Here is a 17,980-nt window from a genome sequence, read left to right as displayed (position 1 = left end):
CTAGCCCTCGGCCGCGGCGTCCGCTCCCTGGTTCCCGGCGTCCGGCGCAGCCCCGTTCTGGGATTCTTCCCGGGCCTTGGCCTTGGCCCGGGCCCGGCGCTGGGCCCCGGAGGGACGGCGGCGGCGGCGCTTCTTGGCCGCGGGCGCGGTTTCCTCGGGCGGGGTTTGGCCGTTGGCGGCCGGTTCCGCACTCTGGGGAGCCGCTTGGGGGGCCGGCTCCGGGGGCGAAACCGGAGGGGCTGGGGCCTGGGAGGCTTCGCCGGCGTCCGCCTTGGCCTCGGGGGCCGGTTTCTTGCGGCTGCGGCGGCGCTTGCGCGCGGCCGGCTTGGCCGGGGCGGCCTCGGCCCGGCCCTCCTCGGCGGGGGCCGGCTTGGCCGGGGCCGGAGCCACCGGTTTGGGCGGCGCGGCGGCCGGCGGCGGAGCCACCGGCTCCGGCTCCTTGGGCACAGGGGTCACGGCCCAGGGTTCGCCGCAGGCCTCGGTCTTGCAGTCGTCCAGGTCCACGCTGTGGTCGGCCACCAGCTCCAGGCACACCCCGCTGACCGACTCCAGGCGGGCCAGTTCCACCCGTTTGACGTTTTGCAGGTGGTGGGCGGTTTCCGGGGCCAGACGCACCTTGAGCCCCTTGCCGCCGTAGCCCCGGAGCTTGAGCTCCAGGTCCCTGAGCACCTTGCGCCCCAGGGCCTCGCTGGTGAGCAGCAGGCCCCGGCCCTGGCACACCGGACAGGTGCGGGTGGCCCCGAAGTCTATGGCCGGGCGGATGCGCTGGCGGCTCATCTCCAACAGCCCGAAGCGGCTGATATGGCCCACCGTGGTCTTGGCCTTGTCGCCCTTTAGCGCGTCGCCCAGGGCCTTGCGCACCTTGCGCTGGTTGGAGCGGTCGCGCATGTCTATGAAATCTATTACGATCAGCCCGCCCAGGTCTCGCAGGCGCAACTGGCGGGCTATCTCGGCCGCCGCCTCCAGGTTCACGGCCAGGGCGGTGTCCTCCAGTTGCCTGCCCCCGGCGGTCTTGCCGGAGTTGACATCCACCGCCACCAGGGCCTCGGTGGGGCTGATGACGATGCCGCCCCCGGAAGGCAGGCGCACCGCCGGCTGGTAAACGCTCGATATCTGCTCTTCCAGAGCGTACTTGGCGAAGATGGGCCGCTGCTGCTGGTAGAGCTTGACGATCTTCTTGCGCCGAGGGTTCACCGTGCCCACGAAGGTGCTCACCCGCTGGAACACCACAGGGTCGTCCACCAATATCTCGCCCAGGTCGGAGGTGAACAGGTCGCGCACCGTGCGCACCGCCAGTTCCTCCTCCTTGTGGATCAGGGTGCGGGGCTTGGCTTCCTTGCCCCGCTTTTCGATATCCTCCCACAGGCGGATGAGCTGCTTCAGGTTGGTGGTGATATCGCGCTTGGAGCGCCCCTCGGCCGCGGTGCGGGCGATCACCCCCAGGCCCTCGGGCCGCTCCAGGGAGTCCAGCACCTCTTTGATGCGGCTGCGCTCCTTGTCGTCGGCGATCTGGCGGGAAACCCCCACGTGGGAATGGCCGGGGGTGACCACCAGGTATTGGCCGGGAATGGACAGATGGGTGGTCAGGGCCGCGCCCTTGTTGCCGGTCTCCTCCTTGACCACCTGCACCAGAAGCTGACGGCCCTTTTTGAGCACGTCCTGCAAGGGCGGCAGGCCCTTGGCCGGGGTCTGGTGTTCGCCCCAAAGATCGTTGCGCAGATCCGATATCTGCAAAAAGCCGTGCTTGGCGCGGCCGTAATCGATGAAGGCGGCCTGGAGACTGGGCTCCACGTTGGCCACCACCCCCTTGTAGATGTTGCCCCGGGTCTGGGCTTGGGCGGCGGTCTCCACGTAAAAGGCCTCCAACCGGCCCTCCTCGACCACCGCCACCCTGAGTTCCTCCACCCCGGTGGCGTTTATGAGCATTTTGCGTGACATGTAGGCCAGCTTACCTGAATCCTTGAATTTTTGCTACGGAGTCGTGGGAAAGTTTTTAGTGGGGCCCGCTTGGGGCAAAACGGTCCCCCTCCGGCCTAGCCGAAAGGGGACCGCTTGTTTTTGCTGGCAAATCAGTTTTCGCGGGCCTGCTGGAACTGGCGCACCTGGTGCATGAAGGCCTCCAGGCGGATGCGGCTGCCGGTCTGCTCCTGGCCGTCCATGGCCATGGGCAAAAAGGGCAGGTTGCCGTGGTCTTCCCGGAAGCGCTTCATCAGGGCGTTGACGATGGTGCCGGGCATGCAGGTGAAGGGGATCACGTTGACCACCCCCGAGGCCCCCCGGCTGAACATGTCCCGGCTCTTGCCCAGGGAGAGGATGGCCTCGCCCTCGAAGCTGGGCTCCAGATAGGGGTGGGCCATCTTGAGCACTTCCTTGACGTCCGGCTCGTGCAGGCTCTTGAGGGCCCCGGCCCAGGGCTTGGCCAGGTTGCGCTCGTCCTTGTGCTGGAAGTAGTTCTCCAACAGGGTGCCGATGAGGTCGCGGCGCTTTTTGAGCATCTTGGCCCGCACCGCGGAGGTGAAGTTGGTGTAGAGCACCCACTCGCCGATGGTGGGGGTCCAGGCCTCGCCGCCCAGGGCCTCGATGGTGCGCACGACGTCCTCGTTGGCAAAGCTGTTGGCCCGGGTGTAGATCTCGCCCACCACTCCCACCAGGGGCCTATGGTTTTGGCCGGAGCGCCTCACCGCCGCGAACTCGTGGCGGGCCTCGGCCATCACCGGCTTGAGGTCGCCCTTGGCCCGGATCACCTCGGAGACCCGGTCCAGCATGTGGTGGTACACCTCGTCGCAATCGCCGGGGTGGTCCTCGTAGGGCCGAGTTTCGTGCAGGGCCTTTTTGAGCAGATCCACGGCCACCAGGCCCTGCCAGCCCAGGCGCACGAAGTCGCTGCCGCCCACCATGCCGAGTTCCTTGTAGAAAACCTCCGACTGGTCCGGCGAGTAGATGCGGGCCTGGTTAAAGCCCAGCTCGTCCAGGATCAGGCGGTGGTAGCGGTGGTATTGGCCGAAGCGGCAGGGGCCGGTGCCGCCGGGCATGAAAAAGGCCACCTGGTCGGCGGGCACCTTTTCATCCATCAGCAGCTTCAAGAGGTCGCCGGTGGTCAGGGCGCAGGGGTAGCACTCCTTGCCCGAGGTATAGCGGCGGCCCAGTTCCAGGGTGCGCTGGTCGCTCTCGGGCAACACTTCGGCATGCCCCCCGCAGGCGGCGAAGGCCGCGGCCACGGCCACCGAGTGGTCGGTCATGGGTGGAATGTAGATGGTGCGCTCGCCGGGCTGGATGTTGCGCCGCCGGGTGGTGGTGGCCTTGGGCGGGGCGGTGGTCACGTTGCCCAGGGAGTCCAGGAAGGCCTCCAGGCGGGTGATGGCCCCCACGTCGGCCGAGTGCTCGTCGATCTCGATCTCCAGGAAGGGCTTGCCCTCCATGATGCGTCTAAAGAAATGGCCGATGAAGCTGTCGGGCCCGCAGCCGAAGTTGGTGATGTACACCGCGTGCAGGCGAGGGTCTTGGCGCACCTGAAGGGCCGAGGCCAAAATCTTCTGGCCGTAGCGCCAGTACATCTCGGACAGCTCGGGATGGCCCATGTGCTGGTCCAAGTCGAGGAAATCCATGGGGATGGAGTAGACCCCCAGATGGCGCATCTTCTGGGGCAGGCCCAGGTTGAGGCCGGGGTCGGCCCCGTTGTAGGGGCGGCTGATCACCACCATGGCCCGGTCGTCCGGCTTCATGGAGGCCAAGACCTCCCTGCCCCGCTCCACCAGGCGGCGGCTGAAGTCGTGCTGGGCCTCCCAGCCGGCGGCGATGGCCTGGCCGAGCCCCCGGGTCCCGGCGCCCAGCCGTTTGGCCAGGGCCTTGAGGTCCTTGCGCATGGTGGCCCCGTCGTAGCCAAAGCGCAGCGGGCTGTCGATTAGCTCGCTCTTGCCAAAGTCCAGGGCCGCCGGGGCGGTGTAGCACAGGGTCTGGGCATAGGGGCACACCTGGCCGTAGGTCAGCTCGTTGCCCGGCGCGGGCAGGTTGACCAGCGAGGGCAGTAAAATTTTCTCCACCCCGGCCTCGATGAGCTCGGCCAGGTGGCCGTGGGCCACCTTCACCGGGAAGCAGGGCTCGTTGACCACCGCCTCCACGCCCTTGTGGATCAGGCGCTTGGTGCTGGGCCCGGAGATCTGCACCTCGAAGCCCAGGGCGTTCAAGAAGGCGCTGAAAAAGGGCAGCCATTCCCGGAAGAACATGGTGCGGGGAATGCCGATCACGCCTTTTTTGCGCCCAGGGTCCACCGGTCCCGCGTAGGAAAGCAACATTTCCTCGCGCTCGGCGAACAGGTCGGGGATGTCCTCGCGCACCTGGGCGTCGCGGTCCACGTCGTATTTTTCGCAACGCGAGCCGTAGAACAGCGGCTTGTCCAGGCCCTCCACCTTGACCTTGCGGATGGAGCAGGTGTTGGGGCAGCCCGAGCACTCGAAGGTGGTGATCTCGTAGCCGGTCTCGCTGATCTGGAAGCCCTTGAAGGAGCTTTCTTTCCAGGTGCGCTCGCGCATGGCCAAAAGGGCCGCGCCGATGGCCCCGGTCACGTCGTGGTGGGGGGGCACGATGATGGGGCGTCCGGTCACCGCCTCGAAGGCGGCCACGATGCCCTGGTTGGCGGCGGTGGCCCCCTGGTAGAAGATACGCCCCCCGATCTTGCGGTCTTCCACCACCTTGTTCAGGTAGTTGTGCACGATGGAATAGCTGAGCCCGGCCACCAGGTCGTCGATCTCGGCCCCGGCGGCCTGGTGGGACACCAGGTCCGATTCCATGAACACGGTGCAGCGCTCGCCCATGCGCACCGGGTTGGGCGCGGCCAGGGCCTTGGAGCCGAACTCGCCCTTGATCTGGATGCCCAGCTTCTCGGCCTGCTCCTCCAGAAAGCTGCCGGTGCCCGCCGCGCAGACCTTGTTCATCATGAAGTCCACGATGGCCCCGTTCTCCAAGGAGATGTACTTGGAGTCCTGGCCCCCGATCTCGAAGATGGTGTCCACCTCGGGGTCGATGTGGGCCGCGGCGGTGGCCTGGGCGGTGATCTCGTTGCGCACGATGTCCGCCCCGATGAAGTCGGCGGTGAGGTAGCGGCCCGAGCCGGTGGTGCCCGCGCCCAGGATGGTCACCCGGTCGCCGATCTCGGCCCCGGCCAGGCGCAGGCCCTCCTTGACCGCCTCCAGGGGCCGCCCGGCGGTGAGCAGGTACTGCTTGGAGAGCACGTTGCCCTCTGGGTCGATGACCACCACGTTGGTGGAAATGGAACCCACGTCCACCCCCAGGTAGCCGGTCAGCTGCCCTTCGGGCACCTTGATTTCCTGCAGGTTTTTGCCGTGGTGCTCGCCCAGCATGAGCTTGGGCAGGCGCTTGGTTTCCCCGGCCACCTCGGCCGCCCGCCGCTCCAGGTCCGCCAGATCGGTCAGGGGGGCCACCAGGCCCTTGTCCTGGGCGAACAGGGCCGCGCCCAGGGCCCCCACGCAGCCGAAGTCAGGGGGCACCAAAAGCTCGTCATCGGCCAGCTTCAAGATTTCCTTGAGGGCCCGGTGCACCCCCTGGTTGGCGGCCACCCCGCCGATGAAAGCCACCGGCGGCACCACCTTCTTGCCCTTGGCGATGTTGGACTTGAGGTTGCGGGCCATGGCGAAGCACAGCCCGGCCACGATGTCGTAGTCCGGGGTGGCTTCCTGTTGCAGGTGGATCATGTCGCTCTTGGCGAACACGCTGCAGCGCCCGGCCAGCCGCGGCGGGTTGGCGCTGTTCAGGGCGATCTCCGAGAACTGCTCGATGGTCAGCTGCAACCGGTGGGACTGCTGGTCCAAAAAGGAGCCGGTGCCCGCCGCGCACATGGTGTTCATGGCGAAGTCTTCGATGCGCAGCCCGCCGTCCGGGCCGGGGCTGACCAGGATCAGCTTGGCGTCCTCGCCGCCCATGTCGATGACGGTGCGGGCCTGGGGACACAAGCGCTGCACCCCCCGGGCCGCGGCGATGATCTCGTTGACCACCTCGCCGCCCAACAGGGGGGTCAAGGTGGGGGCGCCGCTGCCGGTAACCGCCACCGCCGCGAAGGACTCGCGGCCGAAGCGCTCCACCACCCCACCCAACACCTCGGCGGCCACGGCCAGGGGCCGTCCCTTGGTGCGGGTGTAGTCGGCCAGGAGAATCTGGCCTTCGCCGTCCAGGACCACCGTGTCCAGGCTGACCGAGCCCACGTCCAGGCCCAGGTAGAGTTTGCCTTTATCCGTCACCTTGTCGCCAACGGAGGATTCGCTCATGCCGCACCTTTCCGGATGAACCTACAAACCGCGATAAAAAATCTCGCCCCCGAAATCTTCCGGCCGCACCAGGCCCTTGCGGGCCAGCTCGTGCAAAAGCCGCTCGGCCCGCTCCGGCTGCACCCCGGCCATGGCGGCCACGTCGGAGACGGTGCAGGGCCGGCGCCGGGTCATCTCGCACACCTGGAGCTCCAGGTCGCCCCGCTCGCCGCCGGCCGCGGGCCGGGGAGGGGCGCTCACCGTGCAGGGCAGGCCGAAGCCGGTGGCGATCTCCTCCAGGCGCTCCAGGGACAGGGCGCCCACTCCGGGCACCGCCGGAGGGCGGATCACCGTGTTGAGCTGCACCAGCTCCGGGCCGATCTCCCGGGCCGCGGCCGCCAGGGCGACCAAGTGCTCGGGAGAGTCGTTGATGCCCGAGGCCAGGAGAATCTCCAGCCACAGCTTGCCGTCGAACTCGCGGGCAAAGGCCTTCAGGCCTTCGACAACGTCGTCTATTATAAGCCCAGGCACGGGCCGGTTGATGCGTTCAAATATCTGTTGGTCCACCGCGTCCAGGCTGGGGATCACCACGTCGGCCAAAGCCAAATCGCGGCGCACCTGGGGGTCGGGCAACAGCACCCCGTTGGTGAGCACCGCCACCCGGCAGGGGCTGAGGCGTTTAAGCTCGGCGATGACCCGGCCCAGCTCCAGGTGCAGGGTGGGCTCGCCGCTGCCGGCCAGGGTCACGAAATCCGGCGGGGTGTCCATCTCGGACAGGCGCCGGGCCACTTGGGCCAACACCTGGTCCGCGTCGCGAAAGCGGCCGCGCTGGGCGGTGTGCACCGTGGTGCGGCCCAGTTCGCAGTAGATGCAATCCAATGGGCAGGTCTTGGGGTAGACCAAGTCCACCCCCAAACTCCGGCCCAGCCTCCGGCTGGGCACCGGCCCGAACACGGCCTGCTGGCCGTCGGAACCGCTCACGCTTAACTCCCTCCAGCTTGCGGAAAGGCGACGCCCCTAAATGTTCGTACCTGACCGCCCCCATGTCAAGTGAGCAGGTTTACAGCCCCTCGGGGCTCAGGTAGACTCAACCCCATGCAACTACTGGGGCTTACACTGCAATCGCCGTTTGTGGCCGCGCCCATGGCCGGGGTGTCGGGCCCCGCCTTTCGCCTCATGGCCCGCCGGGCCGGCGCGGCCATGGTCTACAGCGAAATGATCAGCGCCCCCGGCCTGTTGCGCCGCCAGCCCCAGACCCTGCGCCTGGCCCGCAGCCTGCCCGGCGAGCGGCCCCTGGTGTTGCAGCTGTTCGGGGCCGATCCCGATCAGATGGGCCGGGCCGCGGCTTTGGCCGGCGACCTGGAGGCCGACGCCCTGGACGTGAACATGGGCTGCCCGGCCAAAAAGGTGCGCCGCCCCGGCGCGGGCAGCGCCCTGTTGGAAGACCCGGTCCGCGCCGCCGAGATCATGGCCGCGGTGGCCGAGAACTCCCGCCTGCCGGTTAGCGCCAAGATTCGCCTGGGGCCCAGCCGCGACATCACCGAAGACCTGGTGCCCCGCCTGGTGAAGGCGGGAGCCCAGGCCATAACCCTGCACGCCCGCACCACCCGCCAGGGCTTCGGAGGGCGGGCCGATTGGGGGGCCATCCGGCGCCTGGCCGCCTGGTGCCCCGTGCCGGTTATCGGCAACGGCGACGTGACCAGCGGGCGCGACGCGGTGCGCATGCTGGCCGAGACCGGCTGCGCGGCGGTGATGATCGGCCGGGGGGCCATGGGCGATCCTTGGATCTTCACCCGCGCCCTGGCCCGCCTGGAGGGCCGCGAGCCCTCGGCGGTGACCCCGGCCATGAAGCGCCGCGCCCTGGCCGAGCACCTGGAGCTGGCCAAGCAATTGGGCGGCGAGGGCCATGCCCTGCATTTCGTGCGGCAATTCATGATGTGGTATTCCCGGGGCCTGCCCGGAGCCTCCCAGTTTCGCCGCGCGGCCGGGCCCTGCCGGGAGTTAGGCGAGTTGTGGGCCCTGTGCGACCAATTTTTCCTGGAGCCGGGGCCCGCTGAACCCCAACAACCGGAGCAGGCGGCATGAAGGTTCGGCTGGCCCGCTACGCCGGTTTTTGCATGGGGGTGCGCCGGGCCATGGAGCTGGCCCTTACCCAGGCCCACCATGCCCAGGGCCCGGTGTTCACCTACGGCCCCCTGATCCACAACCCCCAAGTGCTCGATCTGTTGGAGAGCAAGGGCATCCGGGTGCTGAGCGAAATACCCCCGCCGGGCAGCGTGGACGGCGGCACGGTGATCATCAGGGCCCACGGGGTGCCGCCCCAGGACAAACAGCGCCTGAAGGCGGCGGGCTTCAGCCGCGTCGTGGAGGGCACCTGCCCCCGGGTCATCCGGGTGCAGGCCATCATCGCCCGGGCGGCCAGGCGGGGGGCGGACGTGATCATCGTGGGCGACGCCAGCCACCCCGAGGTGGTGGGCCTCATGGGCCACTCCCAGGGGCGGGGCCGGGTGGTGTCCAGGCCCGAGGAGGTGGCCCAGCTACCGCCGCTCAGCGACGTGGTGGTGGCGGCCCAGACCACCCAGACCGGCGAGAACCTCGCGGCCATCGTGGCGGCCCTGGAAAAGCGCTTCGGCGCGGTGGAGGTGCACCAGACCATCTGCGAGGCCACCCACCGCCGCCAGGACGAGGTCAAGAACCTGGCCGGAGAGGTGGACGCGGTGGTGGTGGTGGGCGGTCGCAGCAGCGGCAACACCCAGCGCCTGGCCCAGGTGGCCGCCGATCTGGGCAAACCGGTGTTCGCGGTGGAGACCGCCGAGGAGCTGCCCCGGGAGAAGCTGGCCCGCCTGGACACGGTGGGGGTCACCGCCGGGGCTTCCACCCCCAACTGGCTCATCAAGCGGGTGCTCCGGGAACTGGGCACCCTGCGCAGCGAGGGCGAGGGGCACGGCTCCTATTTGCTGCGGCGGGTGTTCCGCTTCTTCGTGCGCAGCCAGCTGCTGGTGGCCCTGGGCGCGGCGTTGATGACCTGCGCGGCCAGCCTGCTCCAGGGGATGCGGCCCCACCTCTCCCTGGCGGCCACCGCCTTCTTCTACATCTACGCCATGCACATCCTCAACCACTTCCTGGACAAGGAAGCGGGCCAATACAACGACCCGGACCGGGCCCAATTTCTGATCAAGCACCGGGTCTTCTTGATCGGCTCGGGAATCTTCAGCGCGGCCGCCGCCCTGGCGCTGTGCCTTGTGCTGGGGCCCTGGCCCTTTGTCATCGTCAGCCTCATCAGCCTGCTGGGCATCCTCTACTCGGTGCCCGTGGTGCCCGCCGCCCTGAGCCGGCGACTGAAGTTCGCCAGCCTCAAGGACATCCCCGGCTCCAAGACGGTGAGCGCCGCCGGGGCCTGGGCGGTGGTGGTGGCGGCCCTGCCCGCCGTGACCCTGGGGGTGTGGAACCCCGCGGCCCTGCTGTTGGCCTTTGTCTACACCACGGTGCTGGTGTTTTGCCGCTGCGCGGTGTTCGACGTGCTGGACGTGCAGGGCGACCTGGTGGTGGGCAAGGAGACCATACCCATCATGCTGGGCGAAAAGGGCACCTTGCGCCTGGTCTCCTGGCTGCTGGCCGCCCTGGCCCTTCTTATGCTCCTGGCCCCCCTGGCCGGGCTGCCGGCGGGGCTGTGCTGGTTGCTGCTTTTGCCCGTGGCCGGGCTGGCGACGATGCAGCGGGTGCTCAGCCGGGGCGACCTTTTGCCCGGCACCATGGGCGAGGCCCTGGTGGACGGCAATTTCTGGCTGGCCGGAGTCCTGGCCCTGGCCTGGTGGGTTTTCTAGACGGTACGCGAAGAGGAAATCATGGAAACTAGGCAAGCCATCCTGGCGCGGCGCTCGGTGCGCAGCTTTTCCCAGGAGCCCTTGGAGCGCGGCTTCTTGGAGGATCTGGTGGCCGTGGCCCGCCTGTCCCCGGCGGCGGCCAACCTGCAACCCCTGGAATACGTGGTGGTAACCCAGCCGGAGCTCTGCGAAGAAATCTTCGGCTGCCTCAAGTGGGCCGCCTACACCGCGCCGGTGGGCACCCCCGACGAGGCCCATCGCCCCACCGCCTATGTCGCGGTGGCCGTGCGCCAGGAGTATCTGCCGTCGGTGGGCAGCGACTACGACCTGGGCGCGGCGGTGATGGCCATGCTGCTGTTGGCCCAGGACCAGGGAGTGGGCACCTGCTGGATCCACAGCATCAACGGGCCCAGGGCCTCCAAGCTGCTGGGCCTGCCCCCGGAACTCAAGCTGGATTCGGTGATCGCCCTGGGCCGCCCGGCCGAGGAGCCCACCACCGTGGACCTGTCCCCGGAGCAGGTGGGCAAGGAGGTCATCCGCTACTGGCGCGACGACCACGGCCGCCAGGTGGTGCCCAAGCGGGCCCTGGGCAACATGCTGCATTGGAAGCGCCACGGCGGCAAATAACCCGCACCCGGCAGGCTACGGTTATTTTTCAGTTCTTTCTTAAAATCACCACGCCCAGCGGCACAGCTAGGCGGGCGAGAGCAAGGCGTCCGGCCAGCGAATGGCGCGGATGTAGCAGAGCCTACATCGAGCCTTGAGCTAAGCCGGCAACGCAGCTATCGGCCACCTGGCGAAGCCGCTCCCCCCAGCGGCACAGCCAGGGGATGCCAGGCAAGGCGCCGGGCCAGCGAGACCCGCAGGCGTATATGCCAATACGCCGAGGAGGCGAGCGCCGCCCGCAACGCAGCCTGGTGCCGCCTGGCGAAGCCGCCTAGAGGGTGGGACGGGCGCGTCCCCTCAACTCTTGCGCTCTTCTATCAAAACGGCGGGCCACCTCCAGATGGAAGGGCTGGCCCACGTAGCGGCTCTGCTCGGCCAGCTTATTTTTGGCCCGCTGCCACAGCTCGTCCAGTTCCTGGAAGCTGCCCACCCGCTCCAGGCGGGCGGTGAGGCGTTCCAACAGTTGGGCCCTGAGGCGCTCGGCGTTCATTTCGAACAAGTCGCGCAGGCTGCCCTGGCGGTCCGGCCCCAGGGGCAGCTCCTGGCCCTGCTCCCAGGCGAGCTTGAACACCTCCTCCAACCGGGCCAGGTCTTCCACCGCGGCCATGGTCTGGCCCACCCGCTCCAGCATCGCAGAACCCAGACGCTCCAGGCTGGCCTGGAAGGCCTCTTCCAGGCGCTGCTGGTAGTCCACGTTGCGGTGGGCGGTGAGGCTGAGCTTCTTGAGCTCGTCGTGATACAGGCGCTTGAGCTTGCCCGGGCTGGAGGCCCGGCGCACCGCCTCGATCTTGCGGTCCAGGCGCAGGGAGTCTTCGGCGGCCAGGCTCACCTTGTTCCCCCGGGCGGCCAGAATGAGCGACAGGCCCTCCTTGGCCCCTACCAGGCGCTTTAGATCCTCGGGGTTTTGCACCAGGGCCTTGGCGTCCAGGGAACTGACCAGCTCGTTGACCATCTCGAACTTGCGGCCCATCACCCGCGCCAGGGGCGCGAAGCTCACGGTCACCGGCCGCCCGTCTCCCTGGGAGACCAGGCCCGCCGCGGCCAGGCCCAGCACCAAAAGGCGTACCTGGTTGAGATAGGTCAGGCGTTCGGCCGCCGGGGCGAAATATGCCAGGCGCACCGCCTGGGCGCTGTCGCTCAGGGCCTGCAGCAGAAACTCCTGCACCTCGGGGCGGACCTGCTCCAGGCCCCGGAGCACCCGGCGGCCCTCGTAAAGGTCGCGCTCGAAGTGGGTGACCCCCACCGAGCGCAGGGCCTTGAGGCGATAGATGTATTTTAGCGGCACTTCGTTGTAGAGCATGAACAGGTCCTGGCAGTCCACCAGCACCAGGCCCCGGAGCTGCAACAGGCGGTTGATGCCCGTAAGCACCCGCCCCTGGGCCAGCCAACTCTCGCGCCCCTCGTCGGGCAGGCGGGTGTTTTCCATAAGATAGCGCAGGCTGGTGGCCGGGGAGCCGTCGGTCTGCACCTCCAGATAGCGCTCCAGGGCCAGGCGGCGCCGGGCGTTGTCGGCCACCAGGTCGTCCTGCGCCTGCCGGGCCGGGGTTCGCTTGCGGCTCAGGCGGCGCACCAGATCCAGCAGGGCGAAGTAGCGCTCCAGGAGATCCTCGGTGAGATAGCCCTCCCGCCGGGCCGCCCCGCACACCACGGCCATGATGAACAACACCTCCACCATGGGCGGATCGTTGTTTTCCAAAAGCGGCTGCAGGCCCACCAGGCAGGCCTCGCCGAAGATGATCTGGCGGAACAGCCCCTGGTGCTCCAGCAAAAAGGCCAAATCCTGGTGCTGGACCGTGGTCAGGTCCAGGTGGGCCAGCATGACCGAGTCTTCCAGGGACTCGGGCGCGGGCGGCTCGCCCTCTTCGTAGAGCAGCACCGCCAGCATCATCAGGCGACCCAGATAGGGCTGCACGTCCAATAGCTGGGCCAGGCTGGCGGTGAGGCGCTGAAACTGCAGAGGGGTGGCCCCCACGATGCCCGCCGCGGCGGCCCCGAACTCCTGGCGGGCCATCTCGTGGCTGAGCTGCATGTCCTGGAAGCCCTCCAGGCGGCGCAGGCCCATGGCGCTCAGCTTGGCCGCGGCGGCCAGACGGCGACGGGTCATGGGGTGCTGGGCGTCTTGGGGCAGCAGCCGCTCCATGATCCGGGGACATCGCCGCAGCAGGCGGCCCAGGTTCAAGGAAAAGCGCGGGAGCACCAAGAGTTCGTCCAGGAGATGGCGCTCCAGGCGGGTCCGCAGGCGCCGCAGTTCCTCGGACATCTGGGCCAACTCGCCGGGCTGGGGTTGGGGCTGCGCCCTAAGAAAACACTCCAGCTCGTGGCAACAGCGGTCCATCTCCGCCAGACGGCGGGCCGGCACCTCGGCCAGGGCTTGGCTCTGGGTGTGGCTGACCAGCTGGCCCAGCCGGGAAAGCTCCTGGTGGGGGTCCATGAAGTGGGGCATCAGGGCCACGGTGGCCGGGTCCAGGCTGAAGTAGATGCCCGAGTCGCCCAGGTAGGCCTCGCCCCCGGTGGCCAGGCTGCGGCGCAGGCGGGCCAGGTGGTCCGGGGGCAGGTCTTGGGGCGAGAAGGCCAAGAGGGCCCGGCGCAGCTTGGCCAGGCGTCCGGCCAGCTCGTCCTCGTCGCCGTTGGCCAGCAGGGGGTTGAAGTTGATCAGGTGCTTTTCGCTCAGATGCACGCAGATCCACAGCAGGGTGAAGCTGGCCGCCGTGCCGAGGCTGGGCAGAAGCCGCCCGCTGCCGTGCAGCTCGCTGACCAATAGGGCCCGGAAGAAATAAGGGCGCACCGAGGAATCGCCGGCGTAGAAGTGCTCCACGAAGCGGCGCAGCTGTTGCACCAACTCGATGACCTGGTTGACCCGCTCCAGCCTGAGCTGGTCGAAGCCGGCCAGGGCCTCCTTCTCGCGCGGCCCGGCCATCTCCAGGCGCTGCCAGTCCTCCAGGTGCTCGAACAGCCCGAAGAGCTTGAGCAGCTTGCGGGTGGCCTTGGCCTGCACCCCGCCCACCTGGCTTATCTGCTCGTCCAGGATGTCGTCCCAGGTAAGCTCCGGTTCGGTGAGCACCCGGATGCACTTGTCGTAGAGGGTGAACATCTCCCAGGCCTGGCCCCGGCTCAGGGCGCCCGGATTGGCCGCCGCCGCCTCGGCCACCGAGAGCAGGCGGTACAGGCGCACCACCTCCACCGCCTCCGCCAGGTCCTGGTAGCCGCTCAGATCGGTGAGGGGCCCCAGGGAGTTTTCCGGCAGCTTGCCAAAGGTGACGCGGGTCATGGTGCTGTGGCCCAGAACCATGAGGTACAGCTGCAACAAGGGGGCGGCCTCCACCCCCATCAGGGAAAGCTTCTCCAGGTTGTCCAAGACCGGGGTGCGCGGCCCCAAGAGCTTGCCGGGGTTGAGGCGCTGCTCCAGGCGGGCCAGGCGGGGGGCCAGCTCCATGAGGCGGCGCACGTCCTTGAGCTGGCTCTGGTGCACCACGGTCTCGAAGGGCTTGCGCAGGCGGCTGAGCTCCAGGCCCGGCAGCTCGGTGTAGGTCCCCTGGCGCACCCGCTCCAGGATGTCCAACACCCTGAGCACATAGGCGAAGGAATCCTTGTAGGCGGCCAACAGCTCCCGGTCGCAACCGGCGATGCGCTTGCGCCTCACCCGGCTGGCGATGGCCGCCAGGGTCTCCGGCGGCTGGCGCCGCGCCCCTTGGAAGGTGCACAGGGTCTCCGGAAAGCTGCCCTCCAAGACGTACTGGGCGGCCCAGGCCCGTTCCTGGGCCTCGGGCAGGGCGGTGCCCAGGTGCTGCTGGCTGAAAAAGGCCCCGAACCAGCGGCTCCAGGAGTTGAGCAGGCGCTCGTCGCTGCCCCGGGGCAGGGGCAGGTCCTGGTGGGTCAGGCCGTCTATCTCTTGGGGCTCCAAATAGGCCAGGCTGCGGCCCTCCAAAAGCCCCTCCACCGTTTCGTGGTACACCCCCAGGCCCGAGAGGAAGGAGTAGAAGTCGAAGCGATTGACCTCCAGGCTCATGCCCGCCCCGCTCTGGTAGCGCCGCCTGGTGCGGTAGACGTGGCTGAACATGAGGAAGCGCTTGAACTCCAATTGGTTCTTGAAGCTCACCTGCATGGTGTCGTTGGTGCTGGCCAGGGGCCGGTCGGCCAGGATCATGAGCTCGCCGCCCTCGGCCAACAGGTCGTAGAGCCGCCCGGCCGCGAAATAGCCCAGATCCTCGCGGCCCCGGCGGTCGTTGGGGGTGTCCCAGCCCGCCCGGCGCAGGCGCTCGGCGAAAAACTCCCAGGGATCCTCCACCAGCACCACCGCCTCCAGGGGCTCCCGGTTGGCGGCCACCTGCTCCAGACTTTCCAGCACCACGAATTCCAGGTGGGGCATGCGGCTGGCCAGCTCGGGCAAGAGCAGCTCGCTCTCGGCCGAGAGCAGCCCCACCCGCATGGTTTCGCGCAGGCGGCGCACCATCAGCCCGCTCAAAAAGGCGATGATCTCGTCGGCCCGGGCGCGCACCTCCACCAGGAAGTGGGCCACGAATTGGCGGGGGATGAGGAAAAAGGGCGCGCCCTGGCTGGTGTAGCGAATCAGCAGGCCCAGGCGCTTGAAGATGTCGTTGAGCTGGCGGTGGTTGGCGGCCACCGCCTCGGAATCGGCCAGGTCCAGGCCCTCCACCAGGCTGGCCTGCTCCGGCGGCAGGGTGGCCTGCTCGAAAAGGCCCAGGCCGTAGGCGTTGCCCCCCAGGCGGTCGGGCAAAAAGGGAGGGTGGTCCTCGGCGGGGTAGGTGCCCAGGGGCACGTCCTCCGGGTCGATGCCCAACTCGGCAAAGCGCTCGGGGTCAATAAAGCGGTATAGCCCCGAAAATCTTCTGACTTCCGGGGGCAGAGCCGCCTTGGCGACGACGTCGGGCACGGTACTCCTTTGGCCCGGGGGGGACTGGGGTGAGCTCACCCCCCGCTCCCGGGCGGACCAGCAAGGTTCAGGAATGTTAACCCCTTGAATTGCAAGTGTCAATGCGCCTTGACCCCCGGCGGCCGTCAGGCTAGCCTACTCTCAGGCCCTTGGGCTCGAACCGGCATTCAACAGGGAGCGGACATGGACCAGGCGCAGAGGTTGTTGCAAAGGATAGGGACCTACGGCGAGCGGATGATCGAGGCCCAGCGCGAGCTGGTGGCCGTCCCCTCCCTGGGGCCCACCAACGGCGGCGAGGGCGAGGGCGAAAAGGCCGCCATATTCGAGCGTTGGCTCAAGGAGTTGGGCCTGGAGACGGAGCACGAGGACGCCCCGGACGAGCGGGTGCCCGGCGGGGTGCGGCCCAACCTGTGGGGGGTGATGCCCGGCGGCGACGGCCCCCCGGTGTGGGTCCTGGGCCATCTGGACGTGGTGCCCGAGGGCGACCGCTCCCTGTGGTCCAGCGATCCCTGGGAGCTCAAGGTGGACGGCGACCTCATCTACGGCCGGGGGGTCATGGACGACCACGCCGCCCTGGTCTCGAGCTACTTCGCCCTGCAGGCTCTACAAGACGAGGGCATCGCCCCGGCCGGGCCGGTGGGGCTCATCGCCGTGTCCGACGAGGAGACCGGCTCGGCCTACGGCCTGGAGCACCTGCTAAAAAAGCGGCCGGAGTTGTTTTCGCCGGACGACCTTATCCTGGTGCCCGACGCGGGCGAGCCGGACGGCAGCTTCATCGAAGTGGCGGAAAAATCCATGCTCTGGCTCAAGGTCACGGTGCAGGGCAAGCAGGTGCACGGCTCCACCCCCCACAAGGGGGTCAACGCCCTGTACGCCGCGGCCAAGATGATGGTGGCCACCCGGGAGCTGGCCCAGGGCTTCGGGGCCGCCGACCCCCTGTTCGACCCCATGGTGAGCACCTGCGAGCCCACCCGCAAGGAAGCGGGGGTGTCCAACATCAACACGGTGCCCGGCCGCGACGTGTTCTACGTGGACTGCCGCATTTTGCCGGGGATCACCCTGGAAGAAGTGCTGGCCGTTTTCACCGAACGCTTCGAGGCCATCGCCGCCCGGGAGGGGGCCACGGTGGAGTTGGAGGTGGTCAACCGCATGCAGGCCGCCCCGGCCACCGACCCCCAGTCTCCGGTGGTGCAAGCCCTGACCCGGGGGGTAAAGCGGGTGCGCGGCCTGGAGCCCAAGGTGGGCGGGGTGGGCGGCGGCACGGTGGCCGCCTTTTTCCGCAAGGCCGGCCTGCCGGTGGCGGTGTGGTACTCCTGCGAACCCTCGGTGCACCAGCCCGACGAGTTCGCCCGGATCTCTTCCATGATCGCCGACGCCCAGGTGATGGCCCTCATCTACGCCGGGCTGGCCTGAGCCCAGGGAAGGAGCAAGCATGAAAAGGTGGTACCTGGCCCTTGCGGCCCTCGTTGCCCTGACCCTGGCCGCCGCTCCGGCCCAGGCCGGGGCGGTGATAGATCGCGTGTTCGCCAAAAAGGAGCTGGTGGTGGCCACCTCCGGGGCCTACCCTCCCCTCACCGCCGTGAGCAAGGACGGGGAATTGATCGGGCTGGACGTGGACATCGTCAAGGATCTGGCCCAGTCGCTGGGGGTGCGCCTCACGCTGAAGCGGATGCCCTTCGAGCGCCTGGTGCCGGCCGCCGCGGCCGGGGAGGTGGACCTGGCCATCGGGGGCATAGGCGTGACCCCCCAGCGCAACGCCAAGGTCTACTTCGCCGGGCCCTACTTCATCTCCGGTCAGACCCTGTTGGCCACCCAGAAGGTGGGCGCGGGCATCAAGGGTCTGGACAGCGTGAACCAGCCCGGCTTCAGCGTCTCCGTGGCCAAGGGCACCACCAGCGAGCAGGCCGTCCGCCAGGTGATGAGCAAGGCCAAGATCGTCGTGGCGGACACCCTGGACCAGGCCCTGGAGCTGCTGTTGAACGGCCAGGTCAAGGCCATGGTGGCCGACTACCCCTACTGCGCGGTGGCGGCCTTCCGCAACCCCGAGGCCAAGCTGGGCACCCTGGAAAAGCCCTTCACCTTCGAGCCCCTGGGCATCGCCTTGCCCCCCGGCGATCCCCAATGGGACAACCTGGTGACCAACTTTTTGTTCAACATGGAAGGCGGCGGCAAACTGAATTTCCTCAAAAACCGTTGGCTCAAAAACCCCGCCTGGATGCGGCTATTGCCCTAACCCGCCCGGCCCCGCTGGGGCGGGCGGCGATATCGTAAGCAAAGCCGGGGCCAGGGCCCCGGCTTTTTTGCGGTTCCGATGGTTTTCAGTTGAATAACGCTTGTCACGG

9 protein-coding genes are annotated in these 17,980 nt (G+C 68.3%); 5 read left to right on the top strand and 4 right to left on the bottom strand.

Going from position 1 to position 17,980, the window contains the following annotated elements:
* The 3 genes from AACH32_RS02340 to AACH32_RS02330 all read right to left on the bottom strand — a co-directional run bounded on the left by AACH32_RS02340 (position 1) and on the right by AACH32_RS02330 (position 7,238).
* Positions 1 to 1,938: an Rne/Rng family ribonuclease gene (locus AACH32_RS02340; protein ID WP_338605063.1), complete on the bottom strand. Its 1,938-nt coding sequence runs from the start codon at positions 1,936 to 1,938 to the stop codon at positions 1 to 3.
* Between the two features lie 131 nt (positions 1,939 to 2,069).
* The gene (locus tag AACH32_RS02335) at positions 2,070 to 6,278 is read right to left on the bottom strand and encodes an acyl-CoA dehydratase activase (protein WP_338605062.1); all 4,209 of its coding nucleotides are present in this window, start codon (positions 6,276 to 6,278) and stop codon (positions 2,070 to 2,072) included.
* A gap of 21 nt (positions 6,279 to 6,299) precedes the next feature.
* Positions 6,300 to 7,238, bottom strand: a complete 939-nt coding sequence (locus tag AACH32_RS02330; protein ID WP_338605061.1) for a radical SAM protein — start codon at positions 7,236 to 7,238, stop codon at positions 6,300 to 6,302.
* Positions 7,239 to 7,352: 114 nt separating this feature from the next.
* On the opposite strand from AACH32_RS02330, the gene AACH32_RS02325 reads away from it, so the two are divergent.
* Genes AACH32_RS02325 through AACH32_RS02315 form a run of 3 tightly spaced genes read left to right on the top strand, consistent with a single transcriptional unit; the run spans position 7,353 to position 10,708 of the window.
* Positions 7,353 to 8,342, top strand: a complete 990-nt coding sequence (locus AACH32_RS02325) for a tRNA dihydrouridine synthase (protein ID WP_338605059.1) — start codon at positions 7,353 to 7,355, stop codon at positions 8,340 to 8,342.
* Positions 8,339 to 10,081, top strand: a complete 1,743-nt coding sequence (ispH, locus tag AACH32_RS02320; protein ID WP_338605058.1) for a 4-hydroxy-3-methylbut-2-enyl diphosphate reductase — start codon at positions 8,339 to 8,341, stop codon at positions 10,079 to 10,081. The genes AACH32_RS02325 and ispH overlap by 4 nt, the downstream gene beginning before the upstream one ends.
* Before the next feature lie 21 nt (positions 10,082 to 10,102).
* Positions 10,103 to 10,708: a nitroreductase family protein gene (locus tag AACH32_RS02315; RefSeq protein WP_338605056.1), complete on the top strand. Its 606-nt coding sequence runs from the start codon at positions 10,103 to 10,105 to the stop codon at positions 10,706 to 10,708.
* A 310-nt stretch (positions 10,709 to 11,018) separates the two neighbouring features.
* Here AACH32_RS02315 and AACH32_RS02310 read toward each other — a convergent pair whose 3' ends face one another.
* A complete protein-coding gene (locus AACH32_RS02310) occupies positions 11,019 to 15,638 on the bottom strand; it encodes a hypothetical protein (RefSeq protein ID WP_338605054.1) in 4,620 nt (1,539 codons plus the stop codon).
* 183 nt (positions 15,639 to 15,821) lie between these two features.
* On the opposite strand from AACH32_RS02310, the gene AACH32_RS02305 reads away from it, so the two are divergent.
* Together AACH32_RS02305 and AACH32_RS02300 are read left to right on the top strand one after the other, a co-directional pair.
* The gene (locus tag AACH32_RS02305) at positions 15,822 to 17,051 is read left to right on the top strand and encodes a M20 family metallo-hydrolase (RefSeq protein ID WP_338605052.1); all 1,230 of its coding nucleotides are present in this window, start codon (positions 15,822 to 15,824) and stop codon (positions 17,049 to 17,051) included.
* Positions 17,052 to 17,070: 19 nt separating this feature from the next.
* On the top strand, positions 17,071 to 17,871 hold the full coding sequence (locus tag AACH32_RS02300; protein ID WP_338605051.1) for a transporter substrate-binding domain-containing protein: 801 nt from the start codon (positions 17,071 to 17,073) through the stop codon (positions 17,869 to 17,871).
* The last annotated feature ends 109 nt before the right edge of the window (positions 17,872 to 17,980 follow it).

The organism is Desulfoferula mesophila (assembly GCF_037076455.1).
Lineage (GTDB): Bacteria > Desulfobacterota > Desulfarculia > Desulfarculales > Desulfarculaceae > Desulfoferula > Desulfoferula mesophila.
The sequence above is the reverse complement of the archived record's forward strand: the minus strand, read 5'-3'. Positions and strand labels throughout refer to the sequence as shown.